Annotated in this window: 16 protein-coding genes; 11 read left to right on the forward strand and 5 right to left on the reverse strand. The window is 69.9% G+C overall.

The genetic code is table 11. From position 1 onward, the window contains the following. Window positions 1-36: 36 nt before the first annotated feature. Both NQV17_RS07230 and NQV17_RS07235 read right to left on the reverse strand, forming a co-directional pair. Complete coding sequence (locus NQV17_RS07230) at window positions 37-1125, reverse strand: porin (protein ID WP_374692682.1); 1089 nt, start codon at window positions 1123-1125, stop codon at window positions 37-39. A gap of 347 nt (window positions 1126-1472) precedes the next feature. Beyond that, window positions 1473-2363, reverse strand: a complete 891-nt coding sequence (locus NQV17_RS07235) for an IclR family transcriptional regulator (protein WP_257770894.1) — start codon at window positions 2361-2363, stop codon at window positions 1473-1475. Between NQV17_RS07235 and NQV17_RS07240 the strand changes: the two genes are divergently transcribed. The 9 genes from NQV17_RS07240 to NQV17_RS07280 all read left to right on the forward strand — a co-directional run bounded on the left by NQV17_RS07240 (window position 2362) and on the right by NQV17_RS07280 (window position 10992). Continuing rightward, window positions 2362-2550 (forward strand): hypothetical protein, encoded by a 189-nt coding sequence (locus NQV17_RS07240; RefSeq protein WP_257770896.1) that lies wholly within the window; start codon window positions 2362-2364, stop codon window positions 2548-2550. The genes NQV17_RS07235 and NQV17_RS07240 overlap by 2 nt on opposite strands. A gap of 107 nt (window positions 2551-2657) precedes the next feature. Further along, on the forward strand, window positions 2658-3740 hold the full coding sequence (locus NQV17_RS07245; RefSeq protein WP_257770898.1) for an ABC transporter ATP-binding protein: 1083 nt from the start codon (window positions 2658-2660) through the stop codon (window positions 3738-3740). Beyond that, complete coding sequence (locus NQV17_RS07250; protein ID WP_257770900.1) at window positions 3741-4739, forward strand: ABC transporter permease; 999 nt, start codon at window positions 3741-3743, stop codon at window positions 4737-4739. Next, complete coding sequence (locus NQV17_RS07255; protein WP_257770902.1) at window positions 4736-5530, forward strand: ABC transporter permease; 795 nt, start codon at window positions 4736-4738, stop codon at window positions 5528-5530. The genes NQV17_RS07250 and NQV17_RS07255 overlap by 4 nt, the downstream gene beginning before the upstream one ends. Further along, complete coding sequence (locus NQV17_RS07260) at window positions 5530-5877, forward strand: (2Fe-2S)-binding protein (RefSeq protein WP_257770904.1); 348 nt, start codon at window positions 5530-5532, stop codon at window positions 5875-5877. Before NQV17_RS07255 ends, NQV17_RS07260 begins: the two co-directional genes overlap by 1 nt. Then, window positions 5874-7313 carry an NAD(P)/FAD-dependent oxidoreductase gene (locus NQV17_RS07265; RefSeq protein WP_257770906.1) on the forward strand — a complete coding sequence of 480 codons (1440 nt, stop codon included), beginning with the start codon at window positions 5874-5876 and terminating at the stop codon, window positions 7311-7313. The genes NQV17_RS07260 and NQV17_RS07265 overlap by 4 nt, the downstream gene beginning before the upstream one ends. Continuing rightward, complete coding sequence (locus NQV17_RS07270; RefSeq protein ID WP_257770908.1) at window positions 7306-8457, forward strand: FAD-binding oxidoreductase; 1152 nt, start codon at window positions 7306-7308, stop codon at window positions 8455-8457. Before NQV17_RS07265 ends, NQV17_RS07270 begins: the two co-directional genes overlap by 8 nt. Continuing rightward, the gene (locus NQV17_RS07275; protein ID WP_257770910.1) at window positions 8454-9506 is read left to right on the forward strand and encodes an ABC transporter substrate-binding protein; all 1053 of its coding nucleotides are present in this window, start codon (window positions 8454-8456) and stop codon (window positions 9504-9506) included. Before NQV17_RS07270 ends, NQV17_RS07275 begins: the two co-directional genes overlap by 4 nt. Before the next feature lie 172 nt (window positions 9507-9678). Continuing rightward, window positions 9679-10992 carry an MFS transporter gene (locus NQV17_RS07280; RefSeq protein WP_257770912.1) on the forward strand — a complete coding sequence of 438 codons (1314 nt, stop codon included), beginning with the start codon at window positions 9679-9681 and terminating at the stop codon, window positions 10990-10992. Window positions 10993-11102: 110 nt separating this feature from the next. Here NQV17_RS07280 and NQV17_RS07285 read toward each other — a convergent pair whose 3' ends face one another. Then, the gene (locus tag NQV17_RS07285) at window positions 11103-12113 is read right to left on the reverse strand and encodes a 3-hydroxybutyryl-CoA dehydrogenase (RefSeq protein ID WP_257770914.1); all 1011 of its coding nucleotides are present in this window, start codon (window positions 12111-12113) and stop codon (window positions 11103-11105) included. Then, window positions 12110-13216 (reverse strand): NAD/NADP-dependent octopine/nopaline dehydrogenase family protein, encoded by a 1107-nt coding sequence (locus NQV17_RS07290; protein ID WP_257770916.1) that lies wholly within the window; start codon window positions 13214-13216, stop codon window positions 12110-12112. The genes NQV17_RS07285 and NQV17_RS07290 overlap by 4 nt, the downstream gene beginning before the upstream one ends. A 149-nt stretch (window positions 13217-13365) precedes the next feature. On the opposite strand from NQV17_RS07290, the gene NQV17_RS07295 reads away from it, so the two are divergent. Both NQV17_RS07295 and NQV17_RS07300 read left to right on the forward strand, forming a co-directional pair. Next, window positions 13366-14340, forward strand: a complete 975-nt coding sequence (locus NQV17_RS07295) for an AraC family transcriptional regulator (protein ID WP_257770918.1) — start codon at window positions 13366-13368, stop codon at window positions 14338-14340. Beyond that, the gene (locus NQV17_RS07300) at window positions 14337-15368 is read left to right on the forward strand and encodes a LysR family transcriptional regulator (RefSeq protein ID WP_044845355.1); all 1032 of its coding nucleotides are present in this window, start codon (window positions 14337-14339) and stop codon (window positions 15366-15368) included. The genes NQV17_RS07295 and NQV17_RS07300 overlap by 4 nt, the downstream gene beginning before the upstream one ends. Window positions 15369-15400: 32 nt before the next feature. Here NQV17_RS07300 and NQV17_RS07305 read toward each other — a convergent pair whose 3' ends face one another. Then, on the reverse strand, window positions 15401-16531 hold the full coding sequence (locus tag NQV17_RS07305; RefSeq protein ID WP_257770921.1) for a porin: 1131 nt from the start codon (window positions 16529-16531) through the stop codon (window positions 15401-15403). Window positions 16532-16729: the final 198 nt, after the last annotated feature.

Here is a 16729-nt window from a genome sequence, read left to right on the forward strand (position 1 = left end):
TGTCTCCTCCGGAAGACGCGCGAACGCGTCAGCGCATCAGAACTTCTGGCGGATGCCGACCACCACCGCCACCTGCGACGTCGTCGACGACGGCCCGTCGGTCCCGTCGATCCACGCGTGGCCCACGCCCGACGACGCCTTCTGGTAGAAGCCGTTCACGTACACGTCGGTGCGCTTCGACAACAGGTACTGCAGGCCGGCCGACACCTGCTGGTAATGACCGTCGTCGGCGCCGCGCGCGACCTTCGTATAGGTGTAGCCGGCCGCGGCCATCAGCGCGGGCGTGATCAGGTAGCGCACGCTGCCTTCGTAGTTGTTGAAGCGCAGCGCGCCCCCCGTCGCCTGGCCGAAATTCGAGCCCGTGTACAGCAGCCCGAGCGTCGCCGCGCCGATCGTGTAATTGCCGCCCGCGCCCCAGATCTGCTGGCGCACCGCGCTCGACAGGCCGGCGCCGAACACCGACGCCGAGCCAGGGTAGTAGTTGTCCGACGCGACGGCGCCCGTCGCGCTGGCCGCCGGATGGTTCACGCGCGCATAGGCGGCGCCTGCATTGAGCGGCCCGTGCGTGTAGGTAATGCCGGCGCTCCACGAGTTGTCGTTCGAGAAGCCCGTCGAGTTCGAGAACCCGTACATCAGGTTCGCCTGCAGGCCCGCGATCGTCGGCGACACGTACTTGACCGCGTTGTTGGTGCGGAAACTATTGTTGATGTCGTCGTTGTCGAACGGATGCGTCGAGTACTGCGCGAGGAAGCTGCTCATCTGCAGCGAGCCGAGGATGTCCTGCGTCGAGTTGTACTGGCGGCCGAGCGTCACCGCGCCCCAGTTCGCGCCGCTCAGGCCGACCCACGCGGAGCGGCCGAACATCCGGCCGCCCTGCCCGAGCGCACCGTTCGCGACGTTGAAGCCGTTCTCGAGCCGGAAGTTCGCCTTCAGGCCGCCGCCGAGATCCTCGCTGCCGATCAAGCCCCAGCGCGGGCCCGATTCGTTGCCGCCCGTGAACTGCCACAGTGCATGGCCCTTCGAATTGTTCGTGTAGGTCACGCCGGCGTCGACGATCCCGTACAGCGTTACCGTCGACTGCGCGTGCGCGGCGCCGGCGACCATCATCGCCATGGCCGCGCTCATGCACGCGACGCCCGTCTTCCTGCTCATCGTTCGCACCATCTCCGTCATCTCCTCTCCAAACCGTCTTGTCGATGTTGTGTTGTGTTTTGTTGATGCTGGCCATACGCGCCGGTCGGCTTGTATAGACAGTGGCTGGATGGTATCCAGCCGCAGTCGCATCAAGAAATGAAATGTTCAACTGGCCGGCAGTTGAAAATCGAATGGAGACGGATGAAGGGGAAGCGGGCGGCGAATGCGCGCGTCTGCAAGCCGATAGAAAGCGTGGAAGCCCGCCGGACGCGGCGCATTCTGCTCAGACATGAATGGCTCGCGTAAGCAAGCTGACGAAACGGTAATGCGCGACGCGCCTATGCGGTTTTCCCCGATAGACCGTGCATCGGCCGCCGCAGCGCGGCGTCAAACGGATTCGTGCGCGGGCCGATCGCGTCGGCCTGGCGCCGCAGCAGCTCGACGACCATCGGCATCCGGTCGTCGCCGAGCCGCGACGCCAGCGTGCCGACGCTCAGCGCGCCGACCGGGTAGCCGGTGCGATCGAGGATCGGCACCGCGACGCCGGCCATCCCGTCGAGCACGCCGCTGTTGCGGCCCGCGTAGCCGAGCTCGCGCACGCGTTCGATCTCGGTGCGCAGGTAGACCTCGTCGAGCACGCCGTAACCGCGAATGCGCGGCACGTTGAAGCGGATCACTTCCTCGCGCTCGGCTTCCGGCAGGAACGCGAGGATCGCGAGGCTGCCCTGCCCGACGCCGAGCGCGATGCGCCCGCCGATGTCCCCGGTGAACGAGCGGATCGGGAACGGACCTTCGCACAGGTCGAGACACACCGCGTCGAAGCCGCTCTTCACGAGCAGGAAGATCGTCTCGCCGAGGCTTGCGCACAGCCGCAGCAGCGCAGGCCGGCACAGCGTGCGCATGCTGCTCGGGTTGCCGGCCAGCGCGGCGAGCGCGAAGAAGTCGACGCTCAGCCGGTACAGCTTCGACTGTTCGTCCTGCTCGACCATCCCTTCGGCGATCAGCGATTGCAGGATCCGGTGCGCGGTGCCCTGTGTGAGGCCGACGGCCTTCGCGAGGTGCGTGACGCGCACGCCGTCCTGCTGCATGCCGGCCAGCGCGCGCAGGATCGCGAACGCACGCTGCAGCATGCCGGTGCCCGGCGCGCCGGCCGCATCGACGGCGGCGTCCTCGTCCGCGGCCGGCATGCGTACGGCACGCGACGTTCCGCGCGAATGCGGTTCCTGCATGCGGATTCTCCTCGATGATTTCATTGAACGGAATACATCAGCCGCCATTGTCGTGCCGCCAAAATGCGCGCGGCATCCGGGTGTGCACGGGATTGACGCGCATCTTTCACCACCTGCCCGCCCTTCATTCAACGGAACGATTTTCCGGCGACTCGGCAAAGCATTCCGTTCACTGGAATTTTTCTGAAATTCATCTCGTTGAGCAGAATTCCAAATTGACGCTCCGAAATATGGCTGGCTAGAGTCCGCGTCAATGACGCACCGGCCATGCGGTGTGCGAACCCGGAGTGCTCCATGTCGTTTCTCACGCTTACGGATCTGACGAAATCGTTCGGCGCGCTCACCGCCGTCGCCGACGTCAACCTGTCGGTCGAACAAGGCGAATTCGTGTCGCTGCTCGGGCCGTCGGGCTGCGGCAAGACCACGACGCTGCAGATGATCGCCGGCTTCGTCGACGTCACCCGCGGCCGCATCGCGCTCGACGGGCAGGACATCACGTACATGAAGCCGAACCGCCGCGGGCTCGGCATCGTGTTCCAGAGCTATGCGCTGTTTCCGCACATGAGCGTCGCGGAGAACGTCGGCTTCGGGCTCGACATGCGCGGCGTCGACAAGGCGGAGCGCGCCGAGCGCATCCGCGCGGCGCTCGCGCTCGTGCGCCTCGATGCGCTCGCGCACCGCTTTCCGCGTGAATTGTCCGGCGGGCAGCGGCAGCGCGTCGCGATCGCGCGCGCGGTCGTGATCGAGCCGCCGGTGCTGCTGCTCGACGAGCCGATGTCGAACCTCGACGCGAAGCTGCGCGAGGAGATGCAGTTCGAACTGCGCGCGATCCAGCGCAAGATCGGCACGACGACGATCATGGTCACGCACGATCAATCGGAAGCGCTGTCGATCAGCGATCGCGTGGTCGTGATGGAAGCCGGCCGCATCACGCAGACGGACACACCGTACCGCGCGTACGAACGCCCGGAGAACCACTTCGTGTCGCAGTTCATCGGCAAGGCGAACCTGCTGCCCGGCACGATCGTCGCGCACGACGGCGACGCGATCCGCATCGATCTCGGCCACGATCTCGCGGAGACCGGCCGCACCGCGCACCTGCCGGCGCGCGAGCGCGACGTGCGCATCGGCGATGCGGTGTCGGTGTGCATCCGGCCGGAAAAGCTGCGATTGTGCGCACCCGGCGCGGGCCGCTTCGCCGCGACCGTCACGAGCCGCTTCTTCCTCGGCAGCCAGTGGCTGTACCGCGTCGACAGCGCGCTCGGCGAAGTGCTCGTGTGCTGCCAGAACGAAGGCGCGGAGCCGCTCGCGGAAGGCGCGCCGGTCGGCGTCGACTGGCACAGCGACGCGGTGCGCGTGATGCGCCGGGAGGCCTGAATGCGACAGCCTACCCGTCCGCTTTCGACCGACGGCGCGCCGGCCGGGCTCGCGCCATCGGGCGCGGCCGCGACCGCGGCGGCCAACGCGGCCGACGCCGTTCCGCTTCGCACCGGCGGCGTTGCGCTGCGCGCGACGTGGCGTGCGCACGCGCCGCTGTGGCTGATGTGCGCGCCCGCGTTCGCGCTGTTCGCGGCGCTCGTGCTCGTGCCGCTCGCGAAGACCTTCGCGCTCACGTTCTACCGATACGACCCGGCCACAGGCCCGATCGCCGCCTTCCAGCTCGGCAACTACGCTGAGGTGCTCGGCTCGTCGTACTTCCACACGATCTTCGCGCGCACGTTCGGCATCGCCGCGCTGACCACCGTGCTCTGCGTCGCGATCGGCACGCCGGAAGCGTACGTGCTGTCGAAGATGCGCGACCCGTGGCGCTCGCTGTTCCTGCTCGCGATCCTCGCACCGCTGCTCGTGTCGGTCGTCGTGCGCGCGTTCGGCTGGAGCATGCTGCTGAACACGAGCGGGCTCGTGAACCAGGCGCTCGGGCTCGTCGGCCTCGGGCCGTACAAGCTCGAGTACACGACGTTCGCGATCGTGATCGCGCTCGTCCACGTGATGCTGCCGTTCATGGTGATTCCCGTCTGGACCGCACTGCAGCGGCTCGATCCGCAGACCGAGCACGCGGCGCTGTCGCTCGGCGCGTCGCCGTTCACGACGCTGCGCCGCATCGTCGTGCCGCAGCTGATGCCGGGCGTGCTGTCGGGCAGCCTGATGGTGTTCGGGCTGTCGGCGAGCGCCTTCGCGATTCCCGGCCTGCTCGGCGGACGCCGCCTGAAGGTCGCGGCAACCGCCGTCTACGACGAATTCCTCGGCTCGCTGAACTGGCCGCTCGGCGCGACGATCGCGGTGCTGCTACTCGTCGCGAACCTCGTCGTGATGCTCACCTACTACCGCGTGCTCGAACGCCGCTATGCGCGCAGCCTCGGAGGCGCTTCCCGATGAGAAAGAACGGCCCCATTGCGCTGGCGTTCCATACGCTCGTGATCCTGTTCGTGCTCGCGCCGCTCGCGATCGTCGTGCTGGTCGCATTCACGCCCGACGAAACGCTGACGCTGCCGACGCATGGCCTGTCGCTGCGCTGGTTCCGCGCGATCCTCGACTATCCGGACTTCGTCACCGCGTTCGCCAACAGCGTGAAGCTCGCATTCGCGTCGGCGACGCTGTCGCTCGCGATCGCGTTGCCCGCCGGGCTCGCGATCGGCCGCGCGACCTTTCCCGGCCGCGCGTTCCTGAACGGCCTGTTGCTGTCGCCGCTCGTGATTCCCGGCCTCGTGCTCGGCATCGCGCTGCTGCGCTTCTTCGCGCTGATCGGCGCGACCGGCTCGTTCGCGTGGCTGGTGCTCGCACACATGATCGTCATCACGCCGTTCGTGATGCGGCTCGTGCTGGCGTCCGTCGCCGGCCTCGACCGCAGCGTCGAACAGGCCGCATGCTCGCTCGGCGCCGATCCGTGGACGACGTTCCGCCGCATCACGCTGCCGATGATCCTGCCTGGCATCACCGGCGGCTGGCTGCTCGCGTTCATCAACAGCTTCGATGAACTGACGATGTCGATCTTCGTCACGTCGCCGCAGACGGTCACGCTGCCGGTGCGCATGTACATGTATGCGACCGAGTCGATCGATCCGATGATGGCGTCGGTATCGGCGCTCGTCATCTTCATCACCGCCGGCGCGATGCTGCTGCTCGATCGCGTGTACGGCCTGAACCGCATCCTGATCGGCCAACACTGATGACGACTTTCGTTTCCCGCTCCACCGACAACGCGGACGACGGCGCGCAATTCGTGCGCGTCGCCGAACGCGAGCGCGCCGCCGTCGCGTTCACGCTCGACGGCCGCCCCGCGCAGGCGCTCGCCGGCGACACCGTGCTCACCGCGATCCTCGTCGCGCAGCGCCGCGTGCGCGTGAGCGAATTCAGCGGCAAGCCGCGCGCGGGCTTCTGCCTGATCGGCGCGTGCCAGGACTGCTGGGTGCGCACCGAAGCCGGCGCCCGCGTGCGCGCCTGCTCGACGCCGATCGCCGATGGCATGCGGATTCTCACCGGCGCGCAGCCCGCCACGGCCGGAGACGCATCATGAGCGACGCACTGCGACCGGTGATCGTCGGCGCGGGGCCGGCCGGCGTGCGCGCGGCCGAGGCGCTGGTCGACGCGGGGCTGCGCCCCGTCGTGATCGACGAGAACGCGCGCTGGGGCGGGCAGATCTATCGCCAGCCGCCGGCCGACGGCGCGTTCGCGCGCGGCAAGCGCGTGCTGTACGGCTTCGAGGCCGCGAAGGCCGATGCCGTGCACCGCACCATGGCCGCGTTGCTGCCGCACGTCGACTATCGGCCGAACACGCTCGCCTGGGCGTGCGGCGCGGGCCGCGTCGACACGCTGCAGGACGGCCGCGAAACAACCGTGCCGTTCTCGCATCTGATCATCGCGAGCGGTGCGACCGATCGCATGCTGCCGGTACCCGGGTGGACGCTCGCGGGCGTCTATACGCTCGGCGGCGCGCAGGTCGCGCTGAAGGCGCAGGGCTGTGCGATCGGCAGCCGCATCGTGTTCGCGGGCACGGGGCCGTTGCTGTATCTCGTCGCCTATCAGTACGCGAAGGCCGGCGCGCAGGTCGCAGCCGTGCTCGACACGAGCCCGCTGCGCCGGCAGGTTGCCGCGACGCCCGCCCTGCTGCGCATGCCGTCCACATTCGCGAAGGGGCTGTACTACATCGGCTGGCTGCGCGCGCACGGCGTCGCGATCGAAACCGGCGTCACGCTCGAGCGCGTGCTCGGCGAGCGACACGTAACGGGCCTCGCATGGCGCGCGGCCGGCGGCGATGCGCCGCCGCGGATGCTCGACTGCGATGCGCTCGGCCTCGGCTTCGGGCTGCGTTCCGAGACCCAGCTCGCGGATCTCGCCGGCTGCCGGTTCCGTTTCGATCCGCTCAACCGCGCATGGCTGCCCGAACGCGATGCGGCCGGCCGCACGTCGGTGCGCGGCATCTACGTGGCGGGCGACGGTGCCGGCATCGCAGGCGCCGACGCGGCCGAGGCGTCCGGGCGACGCGCGGCGCTCGCGTTGCTCGAGGATGCGGGTATCGCGATGCCGTCGCCGTCGCTGGCCGGCAAGCCCGACGTAGCGACGCTCGATCGCACGCTCGCCCGGCTCGGCGCGTTCCGTGCCGGCCTCGAAGCGGCGTTCGCGCCGCCCGCCGCACTCGCCGCGCGCTGCCCGGACGACACGATCGTGTGCCGCTGCGAGGAAATCGACGCGGGTACGCTGCGACGCTGCATCCGCGGCGGCGAAGCGACCGAGCTGAACCGGCTGAAGGCGCTGACACGCGCCGGGATGGGTCGCTGCCAGGGCCGCATGTGCGGCGACGCGACCGCACTCGTGCTCGCCGCGGAAACCGGCCGCGCGCTCGCGGACGTCGGCCGGTTGCGCGCGCAACCGCCGGTGAAGCCCTTCCCGATCTCGGCCGCGCTCGCGGGCGACGATGTCACGGCGATTCCCGACGAGGCACGCGATGAGTGAACGCCGTCACTACGACGTCGCGATCGTCGGCGGCGGGCTCGTCGGCGCTTCGGCTGCGCTGGCGCTCACGCGGCACGGCTTGCGCGTCGCGCTGTTCGAACGCCGCGACTGCGGCGCGCAGGCGAGCGGCGTGAACTACGGCGGCGTGCGCTGCCAGGGCCGCCCCGCCGAACAACTGCCGCTCGCGCTGCGCGCGCGGCGCATCTGGGATCGCCTGCCCGAGCTGATCGGCATCGACGGCGAATTCGTCGTGTCGGGTCATTTGCGGCTCGCGCGCAGCGACGCCGATCTCGAGGCGCTCGATGCCTACGCGACGCTTGCCGGCGAGCACGGCTTGCCGTTGCAGGTGATGCGCGGCGACGCGTTCCGCCGCCGCTACCCGTGGCTCGGCCGCGCGGCGGTCGGCGGCTCGCTGTGCGCGACCGACGGGCACGCGAACCCGCGTGTCGTGTCGCCCGCGTTCGCGCGCGCGGCCCGCGCAGCGGGTGCCGACGTGTTCGAGCACACGCCGGTCGACGACGCCCGGCACGACGGCACGCGTTTTCATGTCCTTGCGGGCGGCCGTGCGTTCAGTTCGACGTGGCTGATCAACTCGGCCGGCGCATGGGCGAACACGATCGCCGAGCGCTTCGGCGAAGCCGTGCCGATGGAGCCGATCTACCCGAACATGTGGGTGACCGAACCGCTGCCGCCGTTCATCACGCACAACCTCGGCGTGTACGGCGGCGGCGTGTACGCGCGGCAGGTCGCGCGCGGCAACTGCGTGATCGGCGGCGGGCGCGGCCGCGGCGACGGCGAGTTCGGCCAGCCGTCGGTCGACACGACGCGCGCGGTGATGCGCGATGCGTGCGCGCTGCTGCCCGCATTGCGCGACGCGCTGCTGATCCGCACGTGGAGCGGCGTCGAAGGCTGCACGCCCGACCACAACCCGATCATCGGCGCTAGCCGTACCACGCCGAACCTGCTGCATGCGTTCGGCTTTTCCGGCGGTGGCTTCCTGCTCGCGCCGGGCGTCGGCGAAGTGCTCGCCGAGCTCGTCACAATCGGCGAAACCGCCACGCCACTCGATGCATTCTCGATCGGCCGCTTCTTCCCCCAAGCCGCGCCGACTGCCCCTTTCCGTCAAGAGGAGACCCAACGATGAAACTGCTCGGAACGATCGCGGCGGCTGCCGCCCTCTGCATCGCAGGCGCCGGCGTGCCCGCGCCCGCCTTCGCGCAAACGAAGACGATCTACGTCGGCATGAACGGCGGCCCGATGGAAAAAGCCTATACGAGCCAGGTGCTGCCCGACTTCGAGAAGGCGAACAACGTGAAGGTCGTCGTCGTGCCCGGCACGTCGTCGGACGTGCTCGCGAAGCTGCTCGCGAACCGCAACAAGCCGCAAATCCACGTCGCGTTCCTCGACGACGGCGTGATGGCGCGCGCGGTCAGCCTCGGCGTGTGCCAGAAGCTCGACGATGCGCCGGTGCTGAAGGAGCTGTATCCGTTCGCGCGGATGAAGGACGACATCGGCGCCGGCGTGCAGCTCGGCATGACCGGCATCGCCTACAACAAGAAACTGTTCGCGGAGAAAGGCTGGGCGCCGCCGACGTCGTGGATGGATTTCGCCGACCCGAAATACAAGGGCAAGGTCGTGTTCCAGTCCGCGTCGAGCAGCACGTTCGGGCTGCACGGATTTCTCGCGATCAACCGGCTGCTCGGCGGCAGCGAACAGAACGTCGAGCCCGGCTTCAGCAAGTGGGCGAGCACGGTCGGGCCGAACGTCGTCGAGTACATCCCGAACTCGGCGAAGATCTCCGAGATGGTGCAGACGGGCGACGCCGGCCTGTTCCCGCTGACGCCGACCGGCGTCGGCGACCTGCAGGACAAGGGCATTCCGGTCGCGTATGCGAACCCGAAGGAAGGCCCGGTGCTGCTGCTCGTCGACCTGTGCGTGGTCGCGAACAACCCGGATCCGCAACTGGCCCAGAAGCTCGCGCAGTTCCTGCTGTCCGCACCCGCGCAGACGAAGGCGGCCGAAGCCGGCAAGCAGATCCCGACCAATCGCCTCGCGAAGATGCCCGCCGCGATGCAGCAAAGCCTCGGCAACGTCGACGATCTGGTACGCAAGTTGACGGTGGTCGACTGGACGGCGATCAATGCCCGCCGCGCGCAGTGGGACACGCGCTGGAACCGGCAGATCGAGCGGTGACGGGCACCGGCGCGCGCGGGCACGGCCGTGCGCGCCGCGACCATCATTTGCGGGAGTGATGACACTCCCCTTTTTCTGCGGATTTGACCGGGGCGGCGGTGCCGACAACACTAGCCCGCAGTGCCGCATGCGTCGCAGAGACGGCACGCACCCGCCCCCTTCAGAGTCCACCATGTACCCGACCGACACCGTGCAATCCCCGAGCGCCGCCCGGCCGCTCGCCGACCGGCAGCTTCGCCGCATCGTCATCGCTTCCGTCGCCGGCAACGCGATGGAGTGGTACGACTTCTTCGTCTACGGCACGGCCGCCGCGCTCGTGTTCGGCCACGTGTTCTTTCCGCCCGGTGCGTCGCCGCTCGCGGGCAGCCTCGCGGCGTTCGCCGCGTTCGCGCTCGGCTTCGTCGCGCGGCCGCTCGGCGGGATCGTGTTCGGGCATGTCGGCGACCGCTACGGCCGCAAGGCGTCGCTCGTGTGGACGCTGCTGATCATGGGCGCGTCGACGTTCGCGATCGGCCTGCTGCCGACCTACGCGCAGGTCGGCCTGTGGGCGCCGGCGGCGCTCGTCGTGCTGCGGCTGCTGCAGGGCATCGCGTCCGGCGGCGAATGGGGCGGCGGCGTGCTGATGATCAGCGAGAACGCGCCGCCCGAGCAGCGCGGCTACTACGCGGCGTGGAGCCAGCTCGGCGTCGGCGGCGGCTTCGTGCTGTCGTCGGCCGCGTTTCTCGCCGCCCAGGCGCTGCCCGACGACGCGTTCCGCACCTGGGGCTGGCGGCTGCCGTTCCTCGCGAGCATCGCGATCTTCGCGATCGGCATCTACATCCGCCGTCACCTGCCGGAAAGCCGCGACTACGAGCAGGCCGGCAAGCGCGGCGCGCACACGCACTTGCCGATCGTCGAATGCATCCGCCGCCATCCGAAGGAAATCCTGCTCGCGATGGGGCTGCGCGTCGCCGAAAACGGCGGTGCGTACATCTTCCTCGCGTTCTCGCTCGTCTACGGCAAATACGTCGGCATCCCGAACGGCGTGATGCTGACCGGCGTGATGATCGCGATGATCGTCGAAATGGGCGCGATGCTCGCGTGGGGCCGGCTGTCCGACCGGATCGGCCGCAAGCCCGTGTACCTGATCGGCGCGCTGAGCCTCGTCGCGTGCGCGTTTCCGTTCTTCTGGCTGCTCGACACGCGCGCGACGCCGCTCGTGTGGCTCGCGCTGACGGTCGGCACCGCGGTGAGCCACGGCGCGATGATCGGCACGCTGCCCGCGCTGGTCGGCGAGCTGTTCAGCACCGAGGTGCGCTATTCGGGCGTCGCGCTCGGCCATGAAGTCGCGTCGATCTTCGCGGGCGGCATGTCGCCGCTGATCGCGACCGCACTGCTCGCGCGCTATCACGCGTCGTGGCCCGTGTCGCTGTTCCTCGTGGCGCTCGGCCTCGTGACCGTCGCGACGCTGTGCGTGATGCGCGAGACGCGCGGCGACGCGGCATGAGCGTAGCCGCCGCGCACGCGACGCTTCCGGCCGGCGAACGACACACCGGTTTGCGGTACCGCATGCACGCGTGCGCTGCACGACGATCGCACCGGGCCGCGACGACCGTCCTATGCGTCCGTGCTGCGCCGCGCGCCGTCGAACGCCGGCGCCAGTCCCAGGTGGTCGAGCAGCCGTGCGAATTCGCCGAGCCGCTGCCGCATGTAGGCCGGCACGTCGACCTGCGCATAATCGTGGAACCCGGCGCCGCTACGCACGCCGTCGCGCCCGGCCGCCATGTTGCGCACGACGCTGTCGGCCGGCGCGAAGCGCGGGCCGATCTCGCCGGCGAGATACGTCGACGCGTAGTACAGGATGTCGCAACCGCCCCAGTCGATGAACTCGAGCAGCCCGAGCACCGCGAAACGCGGGCCGAAGCCGGTGCGGATCGCCGTGTCGATGTCCTCGGCGCTCGCAACGCCCTCTTCCACCATGCGTGCCGCCTCGTTCATCGCGAGCGCCTGGATGCGCGGCACGATGTAGCCGGGCGCCGGCCCGCAGATCACCGGCTTCTTGCCGACGCGTTCGAGCAGCGCGGCCAGTGCGTCTACGACCCGCTGATCGGTCGCGTCGCTGCGGCTGATCTCGACGAGCGGCATCAGCAGCGCCGGGTTCAGCCAGTGCGCATTCAGCATCCGTTCGGGGTGCGCGACATGGCGCTGCAACTCGGTGACGACGAACGTCGACGTCGTCGACGCGATCGTTGCACGCGCATCGACATGTGCGCCGAGCCAGCGCAGCGCGTCGGCCTTCGCGTCGAGCACTTCCGGCAGCGCTTCGAACACGATGCCGGCGTCGCGCAGCGCGGGCGCCGCGCCATCACGCGCGACCAGCGCGATGCGGGCGACGACGGCCGCGGCCTGGTCGCCATCGATCCGGCCGAGTGCCACCTGCGCATGCAGCGGCCGCGCGATCTCGCCGCGCGTGCGATCCTCGAATACGCGCCAGCCTTGCGCGTCGCGCGGCTTGAAGTCGATCAGCGTCACGTCGAGGCCCGCGAACGCAAAGACGAGCGCAATCCCCTGCCCCATGCGTCCCGCGCCGAGCACGTGCACGCGCGTCACGTCGGCGGCGGGCGTCATGCGGCGTACCCCGCATCGAGCAACGCGCGCATCGCGTCGCGCGACAGCGCGGCGAGGCCGAGCGCCTCCAGCGTGCGCCCTTGCGCATACAGGTCGCGGCCGGTCACCGCCGACGCGACGCTCAACAGCCCCTGCGCAACGGGCGTCGGCACGTGGGCCCGGCGCCCGCACGACACGATGAAGGACAGCCCGAGCCGGGTGTCCTCGAGCATGTAGCGATGCGTGCGCAAATCGATCTTCTCGCGCCAGTCGCCGCTGTCTGTCAGCTTGCCGTGCGCGCCGCGCCCGTACATCCATTCGTCGCCGTCGGTCGCGTAGTGGTCCGCCAGCGGGAAATGCGGCGCGCGGTAGCCCAGTGCCTCGCGCACCGCGATGCGTTCGGCATCGAGCGCATTCGTCACGCGGCGGATCGACGGCTGCGTGCCTTCGTTGTGGATGTCCCACGCGTCGAAGTGTTCGAGCGGCCCGGCGTTCATCAGGATCAGCGGCGGATGAATCACCGGGCCCGCGTTCATCAGCGCGCCGGACAGCGCATCCTCGACCGGCTCGACCGACGGGTAGCCCGCGCGCAGCACGTCGAAAGCCCATGCCGCCGCGTTCGCGGGAAACACGCCGGTCGGCAGGCGCGTCGCATACGCGCTGATCACGACCGCGTTGTCGCCATGCTTGCGTACCAGGTACGGCAGCGTGCCGGTCTCGGCAAAGGCGACGCGTGCGCGGTTGCCGGCATCGGCCGCCGCACGCGCGAACACGACGCTGCCGAACGTGCCGGGCGGCAGGAACACGACCTGGTCGTCCTCGAGCAGGGGCGCGACCTGCGCGGCGAGCGCATCGTGCGAGACGGCCGGCAGCGGCACCACGACGAGCCGCGCGCCGCGCAGCGCGGCCGCGAGATCGTCGCTCAGGCGGATCGCGCCGGACGCGTCGCCGAGCGGCACGGCACGCCTGCCGCGATAGTCGGTCACGTGCAACGCGCCGAGCTCGCGCAGCCGCGCATGCGGTTCGCGGTCGCGCCGCCACCACGTCACGTCGTGGCCCTTCTCGAACAGGTCGATCGCGGCCGCATGGCAGCCGTGGCCGCCGCCCAGTACACATACCTTCATCGTCGTCTCCCGGTGAGTGAGTGTTGCCGAGACTACGCGGCGGCGCGCATCGCGTCGCTTCAAAACGCGCAACGGCGCGCCCGTTCGCGCAACGCAATCGCGGCGATGCGCACGACGTCGCATCCATCCATCCGACACGAGGCCACCGCATGGATATCGCCCTTTCCCGACATGCGCCGAATCGGCTCGGCACGCTGCATGCACCGGACGAAGTCGAACGCGCGGTCGCGCACCGGCTCGGGCCGCACCGGATGGCCGCGCACGGCCGCGATCCGTTTCATGCGGAGCTGTACGAGGTGCCGCTGCATCACGGCGCACTGCTCGAGCTCTGCTACGGCCGCGAGACGCGCATCGAGTTCGGCGACGATGCCGGGCATTTCCTGTTCCGGCTGACGCTGTCGGGCGCATGTGAGCTGCAGGCCGGCGACGTGGTCGCACGCGCCGGGCCGGGCCAGCTGACGGTGTCGTCGCCGGCGCTTGCGAGCCGCCTGAGCACGAGCCCCGATTGCCGCAACCTGGTGCTGCGGCTCGAACGCGGCGCACTCGAGCGCAAGCTGCAGGACATGCTGCACACGACGCTCACGCGGCCGCTGCAATTCGATCTCGCGGCCGGCGGCAACGGTGCGGGCGCGGCGCTCGTGCTGCCGACCTTCGAATACCTGTGCCGGCTCGGCGCGCAGCCGGGGATCGGCACGTCGATCACGACGTTCGGCGCCGATCTCACCGCGTGGCTGATGGCGCTGCTGCTCACGCACCTGCCGCATTCGTACAGCGCCGCGCTCGCGCGCGGCACGCCGCCGCTGCCGGCGTACGTGCGCCGCGCGTGCGACCACGTCGACGCGCACCTGGGCGACCCGCTCGCGCTCGCCGCGCTGGCGGCCGTCGCGGGCGTCGCGCCGCGCACGCTCCAGCATGCGTTCCGCGCGTTCCTGAACACCACGCCGGCCGCCTACGTGCGCGAGCGCCGGCTGGCCGCGGTGCACGCCGCGCTGCAGCGCGGCGACGCGCGCAGCGTGACCGACGTGCTGATCGCGCACGGCATTCACGGCTTCGGCCATTTCGCGAAGGCGTATGCGCGGCGTTACGGCCACCTGCCTTCCGTCACCGCGAGGCAAGCACCATGACGCACTCCGCCACCGGCCGGCCGCCGGCCCGCCCCGAGCCCGCGGCGCACGACGCGGACGCGCCCGACGGCCTGCGCGTGCAGGACCTCGACCTGAACCTGTTGAAGACGTTTCGCGCGGTGTACGAAGAACGGCACGTCGGCCGCGCAGGGTTGCGGCTCGGCGTCACGCAGCCGTCGGTGAGCTACGCGCTCGGCCGGCTGCGCCTGATGTTTCGCGACGCGCTGTTCGTGCGCACCGGCACCGGCGTCGAGCCGACGCCGCGCGCGCAACGGCTTGCACTATCGGTCGACAAGGCGCTCGCGATCCTGCAGGACGTGCTCGACGAAGGCTCGCGCTTCGCGCCGGACAGCACCCAGCGCGTGTTCCGGCTGCACATGAGCGACTTCGCGGCGAGCGCGTTCCTGCCGACGCTGCTCGCGGCATTCGACCGACGCGCGCCGGGCGCGGTGATCGAGACGCTGCACGTCGACGAATGCCAGCTCAACGTCGCGCTCGAATCGGGCCGCATCGACTTCGCGCTCGGTCATTTCGCGGATGCATCGAGCCATTTCCAGCGGACCGCGCTGCTGCACGAACGCTGCGTGCTGCTGATGCCGCGCCGCACCGCGCAGCGCCTCGCGCTGCCCGGCGGTTTCGTGCTCGACGGCGACGCGCCGGACGCGCTGCGCTTCGTCGCGGTGACCGCGCATCCGCAATCGATGCAGCTGCTGGAGCGGCACGGCCTGATGCCGCGCGTGCGGGCGGCGCTGCCCGACTTCCTGGTGGTGCCGGCGCTGCTCGAACACGGCGATTACGCGCTGATCCTGCCGGAGACCGTCGCGCTCACGTTCGCGGCGCGCCAGCCGTGCACGCTGTACGAGATCGCGGGCGCCGGCGAATGGGCCGTCAACGCGTACTGGCACCGGCGCTTCGATGCGGACCCGGGCCATCGCTGGCTGCGCGCGCTGCTGCTGGAGCTGTTCGACATCGGCCGGCAGGCACCGTTCGACGCATGGCTCGCGCCGCAACCGCCCGCCTGCGCATAGCGGCGCGGGCGGGCGCAGACCGACCTCGGCGGTCAGAACGCCGTGAGGATGCCCGCGACGATCGAGCTGGCGGTCGCGCCGGGTTTCGCGACCGCGACGCCGCCGCCCGCCGCGCCATTGACGACGAAGCGCGCGTGCGCGCCGTTGCGCACCATCGCGGCCCCCGTGTACAGCACCGTGCGCTTCGACAGCGGATAGTCGAAGCGGATGCCGTACGAATCGGCGTTGCCGTCGCTGTCGGCGACCTTCCGGTAGTGGCCGATGCTCAGCAGCAGCGACGCGCGCCCGATCGGCACCGTCGCGCTGAGTTCCATCGTGTCGCTATGCGGATACGCGCTCTGGCTGTCGATCGCGGCCGCGACGTCGGGGCCGCCGCGATGCCGCATGTACAGCGCGGCGACCTTCACGACGTTGAAGTCGTACGAGATCGCGCCGACCGTGTAGTTGCCGTTCGCGGCCGAACTGGTGACGCCGAGCGCGGATGCCGCCACCGGGCTGAACTTCTGCTGCATGTAGTCGACGTCGACCGACAACCCGCCGCGCACGTAGTTGAGGCCCGCGCCGTACGTGTCGCCGAGCGTTGCCGGCTGGCCGGCCGCGCCGTTGGTGCCGCGCGCGGCCATCGCGCGCAGCATGAAGCCCGCGTAGCGCGGCGACGTGTAGCGCATCGAGTTGCGCACGCGCAGGAACGCGGGGCCGACGAAGTTGTTCGTCGCGTTGCCCCATGCGAGGCCCGCGCCGAGCCCGGGCAGGCTGTACGTGACGAGCGTCGTGTGCACGATCGTGTAGAGCTCGCCGAACTGCACGCCGCCGAACGGCCCGGTGATGCCGACCCACGCCTCGCGGCCGAACAGCGCGCTGCTGTTCGACAGCGCGCCGCTCGCCGCGTTGAAGCCGTCCTCGAGCTTGAAGATCGTCGCGTAGCCGCCGCCGAGATCCTCGACACCCTTCAGCCCCCACTGCGACGCCCACAGGTTGCCGCTGCCCATGCGCGTCACGTGGTTCGGCCCGGCGTTCGCATATTCGATCGCGGTGTCGATGCGGCCGTAGAGCGTCACGCTCGATTGCGCGACAGCCGGCAGCGATGTGCACGCAAGGAGCGCGGCCGCCAGCGTGGCAAGCGGTACGGCAAGCCGGTCGGCCCGCCCGTTCGAATGGTTCATCTTGGTCGTCCCGTGGAAATGCCGGCGCTTGTCGGCAACGCGCCGTTTGACATGAAGCGCGTTCGCATTCGGATGCGAACGCTGCCGATCAAAAACGGGCCGAGTCTAGGAACGACAATTTCGGACGTCGACGCAATGCGCTCTATAACGCTTATAGACGCGCCGCATGATGCGCGCACGCGCCGCCGCACGTGCGCC

This window comes from Burkholderia sp. SCN-KJ, from assembly GCF_024656005.1.
Taxonomy (GTDB): domain Bacteria; phylum Pseudomonadota; class Gammaproteobacteria; order Burkholderiales; family Burkholderiaceae; genus Burkholderia.